Origin of the sequence: Candidatus Litorirhabdus singularis (assembly GCF_026262625.1) — a bacterium.
GTDB lineage: Bacteria > Pseudomonadota > Gammaproteobacteria > Pseudomonadales > Halieaceae > Litorirhabdus > Litorirhabdus singularis.
In genome coordinates, this window is record NZ_SHNN01000003.1 from 1 (window position 1) to 15,127 (window position 15,127).

The 15,127-nt window shown below is 58.7% G+C and carries 11 protein-coding genes and 1 tRNA gene; 2 read left to right on the forward strand and 10 right to left on the reverse strand.

Translation table 11 applies throughout. The features are described 5' to 3' along the window. The coding region (locus EYC98_RS14490) for a hypothetical protein (RefSeq protein WP_279244865.1) at positions 1-212 on the forward strand (212 nt) is incomplete at its 5' end. Positions 213-592: 380 nt separating this feature from the next. Here EYC98_RS14490 and EYC98_RS14495 read toward each other — a convergent pair. The 7 genes from EYC98_RS14495 to EYC98_RS14525 all read right to left on the reverse strand — a co-directional run bounded on the left by EYC98_RS14495 (position 593) and on the right by EYC98_RS14525 (position 11,287). After that, a tRNA-Ala gene (locus EYC98_RS14495) sits at positions 593-668 on the reverse strand. A gap of 89 nt (positions 669-757) precedes the next feature. Then, complete coding sequence (gene gltX / locus EYC98_RS14500; RefSeq protein ID WP_279246091.1) at positions 758-2,257, reverse strand: glutamate--tRNA ligase; 1,500 nt, start codon at positions 2,255-2,257, stop codon at positions 758-760. 44 nt (positions 2,258-2,301) lie between these two features. Next, complete coding sequence (locus tag EYC98_RS14505) at positions 2,302-3,771, reverse strand: FAD-dependent oxidoreductase (RefSeq protein WP_279246092.1); 1,470 nt, start codon at positions 3,769-3,771, stop codon at positions 2,302-2,304. A gap of 4 nt (positions 3,772-3,775) precedes the next feature. Further along, a complete protein-coding gene (locus tag EYC98_RS14510) occupies positions 3,776-4,867 on the reverse strand; it encodes a Gfo/Idh/MocA family protein (RefSeq protein ID WP_279246093.1) in 1,092 nt (363 codons plus the stop codon). A gap of 7 nt (positions 4,868-4,874) precedes the next feature. Beyond that, entirely contained in the window at positions 4,875-6,227 is a 1,353-nt protein-coding gene (locus EYC98_RS14515; RefSeq protein WP_279246094.1) for a divalent metal cation transporter, read from the reverse strand. After that, positions 6,224-7,369: a Gfo/Idh/MocA family protein gene (locus EYC98_RS14520; RefSeq protein WP_279246095.1), complete on the reverse strand. Its 1,146-nt coding sequence runs from the start codon at positions 7,367-7,369 to the stop codon at positions 6,224-6,226. The genes EYC98_RS14515 and EYC98_RS14520 overlap by 4 nt, the downstream gene beginning before the upstream one ends. Before the next feature lie 3 nt (positions 7,370-7,372). Next, the gene (locus EYC98_RS14525; protein ID WP_279246096.1) at positions 7,373-11,287 is read right to left on the reverse strand and encodes a DUF7133 domain-containing protein; all 3,915 of its coding nucleotides are present in this window, start codon (positions 11,285-11,287) and stop codon (positions 7,373-7,375) included. Positions 11,288-11,486: 199 nt separating this feature from the next. On the opposite strand from EYC98_RS14525, the gene EYC98_RS14530 reads away from it, so the two are divergent. Further along, positions 11,487-12,173 (forward strand): SDR family NAD(P)-dependent oxidoreductase, encoded by a 687-nt coding sequence (locus tag EYC98_RS14530; RefSeq protein WP_279246097.1) that lies wholly within the window; start codon positions 11,487-11,489, stop codon positions 12,171-12,173. Between the two features lie 17 nt (positions 12,174-12,190). Here EYC98_RS14530 and EYC98_RS14535 read toward each other — a convergent pair whose 3' ends face one another. The 3 genes from EYC98_RS14535 to EYC98_RS14545 are packed head-to-tail and all read right to left on the reverse strand — an operon-like array spanning position 12,191 to position 15,127. Then, entirely contained in the window at positions 12,191-12,766 is a 576-nt protein-coding gene (locus EYC98_RS14535) for a nucleotidyltransferase family protein (protein ID WP_279246098.1), read from the reverse strand. A gap of 38 nt (positions 12,767-12,804) precedes the next feature. Further along, on the reverse strand, positions 12,805-13,842 hold the full coding sequence (locus EYC98_RS14540) for an XdhC family protein (protein WP_279246099.1): 1,038 nt from the start codon (positions 13,840-13,842) through the stop codon (positions 12,805-12,807). 55 nt (positions 13,843-13,897) lie between these two features. Further along, the gene (locus EYC98_RS14545; RefSeq protein ID WP_279246100.1) at positions 13,898-15,127 is read right to left on the reverse strand and encodes a CoA transferase; all 1,230 of its coding nucleotides are present in this window, start codon (positions 15,125-15,127) and stop codon (positions 13,898-13,900) included.

The window sequence follows — 15,127 nt, forward strand, 5'->3', positions numbered from 1 at the left end:
CTGGGCTGGGCGCTCCCGTCCAGCTCCTGATGGGCAAACCGGATCAGGGGTTCGGCCGCAGCTCGAAGTTCGGTTTGCGTTTTGCCTTACCCTTCTTCAACTTACCGCCACCAGCCACAAAAACTCCTACCATCCAGCTCGGCATAGGCTCGGTTCCACCAACCTCCCCGCCATCCCCAGCAAAAACCCCTTCCCTTTCTTCCAGTTACTGACCACCTCCACCACACACCATCCGCCTCATAATCGGGTGCTCTAACTAGCCACTAGCATCCACGATAGAAAACGCTTTAAGAATCAGAGTCTTTACTGGCGCGAGAGCACCCGACTCTGAAAATCGCACTGGAAAAGTGGAGAGAAGATTAATGATTTGTGGTCGAATGAATTCGACCCCACAGTTTGGGTAGAGCCTGACAAGGTCAGCGGTTCGAATGCGGAGCAAGAAAAAAGACCAAGCCTAAGCAGACTCGGTCTTTATAAATATTGGTGGAGCTAAGCGGGATCGAACGGGCCGGCCATCCGGCGCTGACAAGGTCAGCGGCTCGAATGAGGAGCAAGAAAAAAGGCAGTACCCATGAGGTACTGCCTTTTGTATTGGTGGAGCTAAGCGGGATCGAACCGCTGACCTCAACACTGCCAGTGTTGCGCTCTCCCAGCTGAGCTATAGCCCCAGTATTTTGTGTTTCCGCTAACTGGTGCGGATTGGGGCCAAGCCCCAAGAAGCGCGCATTTTAGTGATGCACCGGTGCCCTGTCAAATGCTAATCCGGCAGAGCGTCGTAGGCCTTCTCCAGCTTTTTCATGCCCTTCTTGGAGACGCCGCCCAAAATGTCTATGGCTTGGCGCAATCGGGCGCGGGTCATGTCGGGGCCCAGCAAAATCATGGCGTCGAAGATGGAGAAGGAGGCGGCAGAGCCGCACACGGCAATGAAGAACGGGGCCAGGAAGTCTTTCATTTTCACTTCCAGGGCGTCGGCGATGGTTTTGAGGTCGTTAAACACGGCATCGCGCTCCCAGTGACGCTGGGCTTCTAGCCGCCAGAGAGCAAATTGCAGGGCTTTTACGGTGTCTTCGCGTTCGCCTTTGAGGTCGGCAAAGCTGTCTTCGGTCAGTGGCAGGGTGCCAGACACCAAAAAGCTGGCCAGCGGGGCAAAGTCGCTCAGGGTTTCCATGCGCTGACGGGCATGGGGCAGTATCGACAGCAGGGTCTTGCGGTTAAACGCCCACTCCTGCAGCCGGTCGGCCAGTTCTTCGTCGGTGTGGTTTTCGCGTATCCACATGCCGTTGAGCCAGCTCAGCTTTTCGACATCAAAGATGGGGCCACCCAGGGAGACGCGCTGAATATCAAAGTTCATGATCATATCGCCCAGCGTAAACTTCTCGCTTTCGTCGGGCATCGACCAGCCCATGCGGCCCAGGTAGTTGAGCAGCGCCTCGGGCAGAAAGCCCATGCGCTCGTAGTACATGATGCTGGTGGGGTTCTTGCGCTTGCTCAGCTTGCTCTTGTCGGGGTTACGCAGCAGCGGCAGGTGGCACAGTACCGGCATGTCCCAGCCAAAGTATTCGTACAGCAGCTTGTGCTTGGGCGCTGAGTTAATCCACTCTTCGCCGCGTAGCACGTGGGTAATATCCATCAGGTGATCGTCCACCACGTTGGCCAGGTGGTAGGTGGGCATACCGTCAGATTTGATCAGTATCTGGGCGTCGACCATGCCCCAATCAAGCTCGATGGTGCCGCGCAGCAGGTCGTCTACGGCGCAGCTGCCCTCCTCCTCGGGTACCATCATGCGAATAACACAGGGGTCACCGGCCTGTTCACGGCGGGCTACTTCGTCTGCGGGCAGTATCAGGTCAGAGGGCTTGAGTGCGGTGCTGTTGCCAGCCTCACGGCGGCCGTCACGCAATACGGTGAGTTCTTCCGGGGTGCGGTAGCATTTAAACGCTTTGCCCTCAGCCAGCAGCTGCTCAGCGTAGTCGGCGTACAGGTGCATGCGCTCGCTCTGGCGGTAGGGGCCGTAATCGCCCCCTACATCGGGGCCTTCGTCCCAGTCCAGTCCCAACCAGCGCAGGCTGTCTAATATGGCCTGCTCAGACTCCGGAGTACTGCGGGTCTGGTCGGTGTCTTCTATGCGCAGTATGAACTTGCCGCCGTGAGCACGGGAAAAGCACATATTGAACAGCGCAATATAGGCGGTGCCTACGTGGGGGTCGCCGGTGGGCGAAGGCGCAATACGGGTTCTAACGGGTTTTTGAGCAGTCATTTTAGAGTCTGGCCACAACTTAAGTGGCGGCGATTATACGGCAATTATCGCGCAGCGGCAGCCCGTCCGGCGCGGCGGCCAAAGTAAGTGGCATCACCAATCGACATACCGCTGGCATAGCCTTCTGCGGTGCGCGGCAGCCCGGCGGTGGTGCGCCCGGCGGCATACAAACCTTTGATGGTCTGACCGGTGGGGGTTTGTACTTCGCCGTCGATGCTGGTTTCCAGGCCACCGAAGGTAAATGAGGGGTAGTAAATACCGCTGTCTATGGAGAAGTCCAACAGCGCATAGGGCGGCTTGTTCAGCGGCCGCAGCCATTCTTCGCTTTTATGAAACAGTGGGTCCTGGCCCTGTTCGGCATAGCGGTTATAGGTGTCCATGGTGGCACTGAGCGAACCCTCGGCAAAGCCGGCGTCGCGCTCCAGGTCGGCAAAGGTCTCGGCCACCTCTACCACTTGCGCCGCCGAGTACATGGGCGGCTCGGTGTATATGTCGCTGTCGACCACCATATACACCTTGCGGTTGCTCTGGTTCAGGCAGTGATGAGCACCGCGTGAGTGATAACAGTCTTCATTGATAAAACGGTTGCCCTGCTCGTTGACGAACACGCCTTTGCAGAACTCGCCCGAGGGGTACCAGATGACGGAGACAAAGCCTTCGTGCATATTGATGGCAGCAGCACCGGCGCCCATGCCCATGAGAATACCGCTGCCGTTGTCGCCGGGGCTGCCAATAGGCGTGCCGTCGACCAGACGCGGTGCGTAACGGGCCACCATGTCGCGGTTCATGATGAAGCCGCCACAGCACAGCACCACGCCTTGTCGGGCACGCCAGGCGCGTTGCTCGCCGTCTTGACGCACCATTAGGCCGACCACCGTATCGCCCTCGCAAATCAGGGTGAGTGCGCGGGTATCAAAGTGCACGTCGATATCGGTAGCGGCAATGGCAGCGGTGAGGGTTGCCATGAGGGTAGCGCCGCCCTCTTCCCAGTGAGCTTTGGGTTTGTGCGCACGCGGGGCTGGTTGTGACAGTTGCTGTTCGGCATGGCCTTTTTCATTGCCGGAGTAAGCCAGCGATTGATACTCGGGAGTATTGGTGTGCTTGCCACCGTAAAACTGGGGGTTAAACACCACGCCCTGGCTCACCAGCCAGTCATAGTGTTCCAGGCTGTCGCGGCAGTAGGCCTGTACGCGGCTGTCGTCGGTATGGTGGCCCGCTGCGGTGCGCACGTAGGCTTCCATCGCTTCTACGCTGTCTTCAAAGCCACAGGCTTGCTGAATGGGAGTCCCACCGCCCAAGTAGATCTGGCCGCCGGCCAAGGCGGTGGTGCCGCCACTGCCACTGGCCAGTTCCAGCAGGGTTACCGCAGCGCCGCTGGCATGGGCCTGCAGTGCAGCGCAGGCACCGGCGCCACCATAGCCAATCACCAGTACATCGGTCTCAGCGTGCCAGTGGTCTATGTCGGCGGCGCTTAGGGGTTGATTGGGGTCTAGCTTATCGGTGGTCCCGGCCATTGGGTTAGTCTCCGGCTGATGCTAAGGCCTGCTCGGCTTGTCGCTGCGCTAGCAAGCTGATCTCTGCGGCCTTGAAGGCGTGGCGTTGAGTCATGGCATGTTCGGTGCGGTTGAGGCTATCCAGTATCAGCTGACCAAAGAACGGAAAGCCGCTGCGGCCCAGGCATTCAATTTCCTGCTCGCCTTCACCGTTGACCAGAAACAAACGCGAACTGGGGGCTTCGCGGGCCACATCCAGATACTTGCGCAGCTCCATGGTGCCTTCGGTGCCCACAATAAAGGTACGCCCGTCACCCCAGGTGCGCAGGCCGTCGGGGGTAAACCAGTCCACCCGGGTGTAGAAGGAGGCGCCGTTATCGCCGGTGAGCGAGATCTCGCCAAAATCTTCCAGGTCGGGCGTGGTCGGGTTGTTCATATTAGCGACGCGGGCAAAGTTGATGCTGGCATCGTGGCAGCCGGCGTAGGTTAAAAACTGTTCTACCTGATGGCTGCCAATGTCGGTGAGAATGCCACCGGTGCAGTCTTTATCAAAAAACCACAGTGGGCGCGTGTCGCGGGCCAGCCGATGCGGCGCAATGTTCAGCACTTGCAGTACGCGGCCAATAGCGCCTGCCTTAATCATCTCACCGGCGGTCCAGGCGGCGTCGTTGTGCAGGCGCTCGGCGTAATAGACCATGTATTTACGACGGGTCACGCTGACCACATCGCGCACCATGCTCAGCTGCTCCAAGCTGGTGAAGGGAGATTTGTCGGTGAAATAGTCTTTGCCCGCGGCCAGTACCTGACGACCCAGTTCGGCGCGGTCGTTGGGAATAACAGCACTGGTTACCAGGTTTATGTCCGAGTCGGTTAGTACTTGGCTCATGCGGTCTGCCACTTGTACGCCGGGGTAGCGCTGTACAAACTCGGCAACTTTTTGCGGGTCGGGGTCATAGACCCACTTCAGGGTAGCGCCGGCATCCAGCAGGCCGTTGCACTGGCCGTTGATATGGCCATGGTCCAGCCCTACCGCCGCAAACTGAAATTCGCCGGGGCCCACCACCACTTCGGCCTTGGCCGTGGGGGCGTAGTTGGCGCCATCGCTAATATCTACCATACCGTGCTTACCACATTCCCAGTTTGACCAAGGTACTGTACGTGACGCTGGCCAGCACCACCACAATGCACAGCACCATAGCGGTATTAAACAGCAGCGCGCGCCCGCCTGTGGGCATGGCATCGCCTAAGTAGTCGCGACGATTGTTCAGCACCAGCCAGCCGACGTAGGCGATGGGCAACAGAAACCCGCAAATGGCTGAGGTAGGCAGTACCACCCAGGCGCCCATGGTCGACCACACAAACACCCCCAGCACCGCCGGTGTCGGCAGCAACAGCGCCAGGCGATACTTGCGCGAATCATGCGACCAGCCAAACATCTCCGCAGCAGCAGCCCCGCAACACAGCATGTGCATAACCAGTGAACCCACCGCCATACCCAGCACGCCAAAGGCAAAGATCAAACGACCGGTGACCTCACCCAGCCCGGCCTCGGCGAACATGCCGCTGGCCTGCGCCGGTGACAGCTTGCCGGCTATATCCAGGTCACTGCCGTAAAAGGCTCCGGCGGCGGCAATTGATATCAAACTGGTCACCAGTATGTAGGGGATCACCAAACCCAGCACAATGTCATAGCGCGACAGCTCGCGGTGTGACGGCCCCCAATTGCGGTGCAACAGGGTGTAGCCGTAAACAAAGGTCATATTAATACCCACCGCTGTGCCCAGTGCGGCCATGATGGTGGTGACACCGGCGGCATCGGTGGGCAGGGATGAGGGAATGTAACCGGCCGCGACTGCGCCCCAGTCAACCTGACCCTGCGCGCTGGCCGATAGCACCACCCAGGCAAAGCTGATAATAATCATGCCGCTAAGCAGCTTGACTCCGTTTTCAAACAGCGCCACCGCACGGCCACCGGCACCGTAGTGCCACGCTGTGTAGGCGCACACGCACCACACCGCCACCGCCAGACCCAGCAGGTAAAAGTCGCGCGCCAGACCGCCGGTTTCTTTCAGACTGAAGCCGGTGCCTACTTCAACAATTTCTTCCAGCATGCCGGCGCTAAGCGGGTAGTGAGAAAAGCCCCAGATAATACTGGAGGCCAGCGCCGCAATGGCCCAGGCCCAGGCCAAACCCGGGTGCACGTATTCGCGCATGGCCTTGAACGGGGCCATACCAGTACTCAGGGTCTGGTGCGACAGGGCAAACAACATGATGCAGCCCACCAGCATAGACAGGGGTTGCACCCACAGCAGCTCGTAACCGTACATGCCGCCAATGGTCAGTGAAGTAATGGCACTGCCACCTCCGAGTGTCATGGCTCCCTGCAGCCAACCGGGGCCGCTCAGGCGCAGGTATGAGGGCAGCTTAACCAGCCAGGGTTTCTGTGCCAGTGCGTCGAGCCGTTCTGCTTCAGTCATCGGTACGACTTCTCCATATCCACATGCACTTCAATATCGGCTTTTTGACGCAGGCTGGAGTTGGCCAAACGGACCTCCAGTGCTTGTTGGTAAGCGGCGCTGTCCAGCGGCAGCTTGACGCACTGACCCTGCCAGGCTGACAACAAAATGGCGTTGGCCAGTGCCAGCGAATCCAATCCCTGCACAGCAGGTGCTATCAGGTCGGCGCCGCTGCTGATGGCGTCGACAAAGTTCTGCAACATGGCCGCATGTTGGTCGGTGGCCGTCGGCACTGTAATTACCGTGGTTTCCTGCTGCGGCTGACCGAACATGTCGCGAGTCTCGCGGTTGTACTGTGCGGTGCCGGGTTCGTTGCGCGTGTGGGTCAGCACCTCGCCGTCGTAACAGAGCATGCCCAGGTCACCGACAATATCCAGCCGGTTCACCCCCGGCGCTTCGCCGGTAGAGCCGACAAACACGCCGCTGGCGCCATTGGCATATTCAAAATGGGCGGTGGCTTCGTCTTCTACTTCAATATCGTGGTACTTACCAAAGCTGCAAAAACCGTTCACTACCAAGGGCATGCCACACAGCCATTGCAGAATATCCAGGTTGTGAATGCACTGGTTCATTAACAGGCCGCCGCCTTCACCGCGCCAGGTGGCACGCCAGTCGCTGACCTGAAAATACACCTCGGGCCGAAACCAGTTGGTCATGGTCCATTGAGTGCGTTGCAACGGGCCCAGCAGGCCTGCGCTTAACATTGATTTCATGTGCGCATACACGGGATCAATACGCTGGTTGAGCATCACCCCAAATACCTGCTCTTTAGTCGCCGCCGCCAATACGCTCTCGGCTTCGGCCAGTGACAAGCCCATGGGTTTTTCCAGCATCAGGTGCAGGCCACGCTCCAGCACGTAGCGGCCAATCTCGGCGTGGCTCATGGTAGGTGTCGCGACGATTATCGCATCACACAGACCGGAATCTACCAGCTCGCGGTAGTCATTAAATACAGTGGCTCCCGATGCATTGAGATCCGCAGGCGGATTACGCGCCGCAACAGCGGTCAGGGTAGCACCCCGCACTGCCCCGCTTTGAATACGACCGATATGCTGCTGACCAATGTTACCCAGCCCGACCACGCCTACGCGCACGGCGGTCATGGCTTAACCCTCCACTCGGGGAATAGGAATACGTTGGCCCTGACGTATCATCACCAGACTGCGCACCATGCCATCGTCTTCTACAATAAATTCCAGCTCTACGGTCTCATCACCGGCGGCGGCATTAAAGCGGTTGTCGCCCAACGGCTGCATGGGGCCATCGCCATACATAGGCACTTTCATATTCAGCTCACCGTCAGCTTCGTACACGGTCAGTGTCAAAAAGCTGATTTTGTAATCGCCGACTAAGCGGCCGTAACCGCGATCTACCGGTACTTGTTCCAACTCAGCCACGGTCCAAGGTGTGGTGCGCCCGGCAGTGGCTTCCCGAATGCTTTCTACCATGGCAATACTCACCGGATCTTCGCCGTGGCCCCAGGAGCGGCGCAGGTAAATCATCAGGCCTGCCAGCGTCTCGTCGTCCAGTGCCGCCTGACCACCATGTGGCGGCATCAGGCCATTCCACACTTTGCCATCTATCTCTACTGGCCCGGTCATACCCTGCAGCAGAATACGGCCCAGCCATTCCGGCGGCCCCAGGACCCAGGGCGCGTTGACCAGCGACGGTGCCAGTCCGGCAATACCCGCACCCCCGGGGCCGTGACAGCTGGCACAGGTATTGTAGAAGCGCTCGCCTTTTGCCATCAGTGCCAACTGCGTAGGACTCAACGGGGTAATACCGGCCGCTAATTCATCGCCGGGCCAGGTAAACGCGCGTCGGCCCGACAAACGTGCTGGCCACAGAGGGCTGTCTTCATCGACGCGGGTGTCACTGAAAATGGGTGGCGCAGCTGCCAGCTGGGCCGGCACAAAGCCAGTGCTGTAGGTCACGCTGCGCAAGCCATCGAGCAGTGCAATTTGTTGCCACTGATCACTAGCGGCTACCAGGTCGAGCAGTTCCAGCAAACCTGCTGGCGCTGGCTCAGTGCTATCGAGTGGACCGCGTAATTCAAGATAGGCCGCAGCCACCATCGCGGTTAGTAATTGCTGGGCACCTTCTTCATCTTGTAAAACATCAGCCGCGAACAAGGCCTGCAGCAATTTAAATTCGCGACCAGTGGCCGCACGCACCAGCGCCTGACGCAAAAGCGCGCTATCAACACTGGCAGCCGCCAGCTGCACCCATTGCTGCTGAATAGTCGGGTCCTGTAACTGCGCCTGCATGGCGTAGGCCAGTTGCAGATGCACCACGGCGGGCAGATCTTCGCGCTGCAGTAACGTATTAAGATCGGCAGCCGTTAGTAACTTAGCACCGGCACGCAGCGCCTGTAACTGACGCGCATCCTTAGCGGCATTGATAGCTGCCAGAACCTGTTTGCGGGTCAGCTCATTACGCCCAGCCAAAGTCCACAGCGCATGCACTGCCGCCAGTTCGTTGTCGGCTTGCAGCCAGTCGGCCAGCGCGGCGCCGGGTTGATGCTGTGGCTGCAGCAATAGGCGCTGTGCGGTATCGCGCACCCAGCCGTTATCGCTGGCCAGTGCCGCTACCAGTTCAGCCGTGGTTGCATCACCCAGTGTGATGGCAGTGCCATCAGCCTTACCTTCGGTATGCACCACGCGCCAGATACGACCGTGGCCCAGAGGCCGGTCGAGTTCACGGGTGAATATCTGCTCGCGCAACTCTTCGGTTAAAAAATGCTGCTCCTGAATTATGCCGCGGTACATATCCAGAATGTAGAGTGCTCCGTCGGGACCGTTAAAGGCATCTACCGGGCGAAAGCGCTCATCGGTAGAAGCCAGAAATTCGCGCTGCCCCCAGGTGCTGTCGGCGTACAGGCTATGCTCTGCGCTCAGCGCTGCGCCGTCTTCGCTCAACTGAAACTGGGCCACGACATTAGCCCCGGGCTCGGGCACAAACACGTTACCGCGATAACGCTGCGGAAACTGGTCGCCACGATAAACCGCCAGACCGCTGACGGCAGTGGCATGATACAAGCGTCCGTCTTCGCGCAAAGTGTTGTCCAGGTAAGCACGATTAACGCCGGGGTTGACCCGCGCGCTGAACACTTCCTCGGGTGCGGTTAACACCACACCAACACCAGCCGCGTCAGTAAGGCCTGCAGCGGTAGCCTGATCGCTGGCGGCAATAAAGTCGGCGGTAATGAAATTGGAGTTGTTGTTGTATAGCACACGGCCGAAGTCGTCTTTGGTAATACCCCACTGTCCGCGATGCACAGTCGTGCGCACTTCCAGCTCGCCGTCCACCATACGCATCTCGCGGTTAGACTTGGCGCTCAGCAGCCAGTTATCCAGCCCCGGCAGCAGGCCGTTTTCCAAATGCTCAATACTGGTATCACCGTCAGACATGCCGTACTCGCCCAGGCTGCGCTTATTGGCACAGGCAGATTCCGGTGTCGGCAATTCGCACAGCCACAGGTGCGGGGGTTCGCCAATCAGTATGCCGTCGTTAACGACAGCCACGGCGCGCGGATTAATCAGACCATCCAGAAATACCTCACTGGTATCCATCTGCCCGTCACCGTCGGTATCGGTCAGGCGAACAACCTGCCCTACCGGCTCTTCCTGCCCTACTCCATAGGCGTCTGGCATAAATCCACGCATCTCTACTACGTATAAGCGACCAAATTCATCCCAAGCCATGGCGACCGGGTCTTCAACCAAAGGCTCCGCCGCAACCAGTTCAATACTGAAACCCGGGGCCAGCAAAAAGTCGGCCTGCGCCTGGGCGGGTGTGAACACAGGCGCCGGTTCGTTATCCAGCGTCTCGTAAAACAGCGGTTCGGTGCTGCCACCGCGCAGATCGGTCCAACTGAAATTCTGTAAAAGGAAGCCGTCGGCACAAGCCGCCGGTGCAACAATAATCGGACCCGCATCGGGCAGGCCATCGCCCTGCCAGCGCAGCACTTCAACTTCACCCACGGTGACTACTACGCGGTTGCCCGATGCCAGCAGTCGCACCTCATGGGCATCTGCCTCCGGTAGTGATACAGCCTCGGCCTCGCGCTTGCCTGCGGCCGTGACTACGGTGGCCTGAGCCGAATTACCCGTCAGGCTTACCTCAACATGACGACCACCCTCAGCCCCCATGGGGTGATGCCGAAACTGCACCCGCTGTGGTTGCTCGCACACCCCCAGACTAAAGCGGGCCTCAAACTCACCAAATTGACGCCGTGTGGTCAACAGTGCGTCCGCTGCCGGTTGGCCCTGCCAGCCGCTGTCTGCAAACTGCACCTCGGGCATGTCGTTAACGCGCCAATCACCTTCTTTATCCAGCGCTGGGCCCGGTGCCAAAGGCGACTCAAGTTCGCGCAGTCGAATATTGCGCCAGCGTATCGCACCGCTGTTACCTGAGTGCACCTGGAGGGCAATAAACCCGCGCGCACTCAGAGTGTCTATCAGGTCGGCCGCCGGAACGCCGTTGAGCCAGGTTTGAATCGAGGCGCCGCTGACCTTGATGTGTACTTCGTTCCAGTCATCCAGGCGAATCGCCTGTCGCGCGGCTTCGTTGTCTTCAAGGTTATTGATCCAACCGCGTCTGGCCTCGTCATAAATACCGCCCGACCAGGCACGATCTGAATGGTCAAGTTCGTATTGGTAACCGTAGACGCGGCCATTACCCTTACTATTGCCGTCATCGTCACGCTGAGCGGCGCGGAACATGACACCGGAGTTGCCCAGTTCATCCCAACGCATCTCCAGCTTCAATTCAAAGTCGGTGAACTCTGCTTCGGTGCGCAAAAAACTGTTGGCGCCGGGGCCATAGGTGCCCAGTATCGTGCCGTCGTCTACCCGATAGGTGGCATCTCCGCCCACCGCATACCAACCGTCCAGAGTATGGCCATTAAACAGTGACACAAAGTCCGCTTCAGAGCCTTCACTGCCGCCAAACCGCGCTTGCCAGCCGGCAAAAACGGCAAACAAAACCATAAACAGAACGATCAAAAATCTAGACATCATTACACTTCAATAAATTGGCCTGACCAATTTACGAGTCTAACTCATCACCTGTTTACAATACAGACCTGCACAGGCTCGCCAGGGGCCTGCAAAGTGATCGCGTGCGCTACCAAAGCTACCTAATTCCCGCACTAACTGGTAAATCTGCCACAGTTATATCACCATTGAGCGCTAGCCATTAATCAGTGAGACCAACCCCATGTCGCTCAACCAGAAAATCATTGCCGTCACCGGCGCCAACGGTAACCTTGGCCGTGCTGTTGCCACCGCCGCTCTCGCCCAAGGTGCCTCGGTAGCGCTGCTCGACATTGCCTTTGCCGACGATCTCAAAGAGTCCAGCGATGAGCGCATCCGATGTTTTGAAGTGGACATGTTTAATGAACAGGCCACACGTGATGCCTTTACTGCGATCGGGGCAATAGACGGCCTGTGTAATGCTGCTGGCGGTTTCGCCATGGGCACGGCTGTTCACGATACCACCGAGTCTGACTGGCAAATGATGTTTAACCTGAACGTGCTGACTGTGCTCAACAGCAGTCGCGCCTGCGTACCGGCCATGCTGACCCGCGGTCACGGTGCCATTGTGAATATTGGCGCGGCGGCAGCCATCAAGGGCGAGGCACTGATGGGCCCCTATCTGGCCACTAAAAGCGTGGTACTGCGGGTTACTGAGACCATGTCAGAAGAGCTCAAAGAACAGGGCATTAACGTCAACTGCGTTATGCCCAGTGTTATCGATACGCCACAGAACCGCAGCGCTATGCCAGATGCCGACGGCAGTGACTGGGTCAGCCCCGAGCAGTTGGCAGAAGTGATTTGTTTTCTGTTATCCGATGCCGCCAGTGGTGTGCACGGCGCCTGTGTACCGGTTAAAAACCTGGCCTAGTTTTAGCAGGGATCCGGTCACGAGCGTTTGCCGTCCTGATGTCGCGTCAGGTCGGCGGGCGTGTCTACATCCCACAGCGCGGCGGCCAATTCAATCTCACGCAGGTCGCGGTTATCGCGCAGTAATGCCTGTGCACCACGGTCACCGCGCAAGCCTGTTAGTTTTTGATACCAGCCTCGGGTAAAAATCGCGGGCACGCCGCGGATATTGCCATAGCGGCTGCATACGCAATCGAAGCCGGGTAATTCATTGATTAAGTCCTGCAGATGTTGCGCCGTTACCGCTGGCTGGTCACCCAGCATGACCAGCAGCCAATCGTATTGCTCTGCCAGCGCGTCAACGCCGGCAGCCAGCGAGCTACCCATACCCGACGCCCACTGCTCATGCGCTATAAAGCGAGCACCATTAACCGCAGACTCGATTTCGGTGGCTCCGTTGCCTAACACGCAGTAGACATGATCTGGCAATACAGCAGTGGCGGCATCCACCGCATGTTGTAGCAGCGGCTTACCCTGCAGCGGCGCCAGTTGTTTGAGACTGCCAAAACGACTGCCGGCACCGGCCGCCAAAATGAGTGCGGCGCCACGGCTCATGGAAACGTCAGGCCTGTCACAGCGCTAACACGAAGTTATCACGGCTTTATCAAGCCACTCATGGAGACAGCGTCTGCGCCCTGTAAAACCGCGTGACACTCGGCCAAAACCGACAGCGCAATCTCTTCCGGTAATTCAGCGCCCAAGCGCAATCCGGCTGGCCCGGCCAGCGGTAGCTTGAGATCAGCTTCTGCAAGCCCTGCAGTCGCGAGCACCTCAGCGCGGCGACTCACCGGGCCCAGCAATCCGATATACGCCGGCGACAGCTGCTGCAGTGCCGTAACAGCTTCTGCATCCAGGCTAACGTTGTGCGTCATCACCACCGCTGCATCAACATCTGCCAGCGCTGCCTGTTGATGTAATTCTGAAGGAGCGCAGCGCAGGGTTCGGGTCGCATTCATAAAGTGTTCACGGCGAGCGTTGGCCGGGCGCGGGTCACACAGGCTGACATCCCAGCCCATTTGCGTGGCCAAACCTACCAGCGGCCGCGCATCCACGCCGCCCCCTATCACCAACAAATGTGGCGGTGGCCGCAGGTGCGTGCACAACCAGTCAGCGCCGTCCTGCTGCACCACACCGGCGCGGCGGCCCTGCAGTTGCTGTAGCAGTTGCGCGTAGGCACCGTCGTCAGGACCTACCGTGCGCGCTGAGGCCGTTTGTTTCTCTGTTGGTATGTGTTGCAGATAAAGCAGTGCTTCGCGGCGCTGCAGACAACCCTGCACCTGTTCAAGCCCAAGGTAATTGTTGGCGGCCTGCACCGACTGCAACAGAATGTGAATACGGCCGCCGCACCCTATACCCAACTGAAACGAGATATCGTCCTCGTCATTGCCGTCATAGCACAGGGTGCTGGCCTCACCGCTGGTCATTAGCCGGCGTGCATGATTATGAATATCCGACTCCAGGCAACCACCGCTGAGCATGCCCAACTGTTGGCCCTGAGTATTGAAAAACATCATGGCGCCGGGCTTGCGATAGCTAGGCCCTTCGATGGCGTAAACGGTACCCAGCACCCAGTCGAGCTCGTCGCGCTGCGGCAGCCATTGACTCAGGTGTTCAGAAAATTGGTTGGGCATTGTCGGTAGGTAAGCCGTTAGGTAGGTTGGTCAAAGGAAGCGCTATTATAGCAGATCAGTCCGCGCTGCCCGCGCTGTCCATTACTATGCCGCGGTCATGCAGGGTGGCAATTTCACCACTACTGAGGCCCAGGGTGTCGGCCAGAATTTCATCGGTATGCTGCCCCAGCAGTGGTGCCGGCACTACCGGCTCGCGTGGCAGGTCGCCAAAGCCCAGTGGGTTACCCGGCATCAGGTAACTGCCAATACCGGGTTGTTCAACCTCATCAAACAGCGGGTTTTCGACACTGCAGTCAGGGTCGTTAGCCACCAGCTCCGCCACACTCTGGTACTCACCCCAGCATACACCCGCAGCATCCATAGCCGTCACTGCCTCGGCAAAGCTGTGCTGCGCAAACCAGGGTTCTATCAAGGCTGCCAGTGCTTCGCGGCTCAGATAACGATCACCCTCACGGGAGAAGTCGCGCCCCTGACTATCTGCCAGCGCTGCCGCCTGGGCACTAATACCGGTAGCGGTTTCAATCGCCTGCCATTGATTAGGGCTGACCCCAACAATCATCACTCGCTTGCCGTCGCTGCAGCAGAAGTCACGGCCAAAAGTGCCGTAAATATGATTACCTATTGGCTCGCGTTTGGCACCGTTAACCTGGGCCTCGGCGATATAGCCCAAGTGCCCTACCGTAGCCAATGCTACATCTGCCAGCGCCAGCTTGATCAACTGGCCTTTGCCAGTGCGAGTACGGTGACGCTCGGCCGCCAGCAAACCCAGCGCGATATGCTGACCGGCAATAACATCCCATGCCGGCAGCGGATTATTAATAGCCTGTTCGCTGCCGGGTTCGCCTGTGAGCAGGGGGAATCCCACTTTGCTATTCACCGTATAGTCCAGGGCACTGCCGCCGTGGCGATCACCGGTCAGATTCAGGTAAATCAAGTCTTCGCGGTGCGCCCTCAGCTTCTCATCGGCGAGCCAGCCCCGCGCCGGAAAGTTGGTCAGGAAAAGTCCCGCATCCGGGCCCGGCAGTGTGATCAGCCGGGTCAAAATCTCTTTGCCCTCGGGCTGACGAAAATCAACCGCTATCGAACGCTTGCCCTTATTGAGGCTATGCCAGTAGAGGCTGCGCTGGTCGTTGGTCACCGGCCAGCGGCGATAGTCAATGCCACCTTGCAAGGGGTCAAAGCGAATCACGTCGGCGCCGAGTTGCGCCAGAGTCATACCGCCCGATGGCGCGGCGACAAAGGCACTGCCTTCCACCACTCGCATGCCGCTCAAAATCTTCTGCAT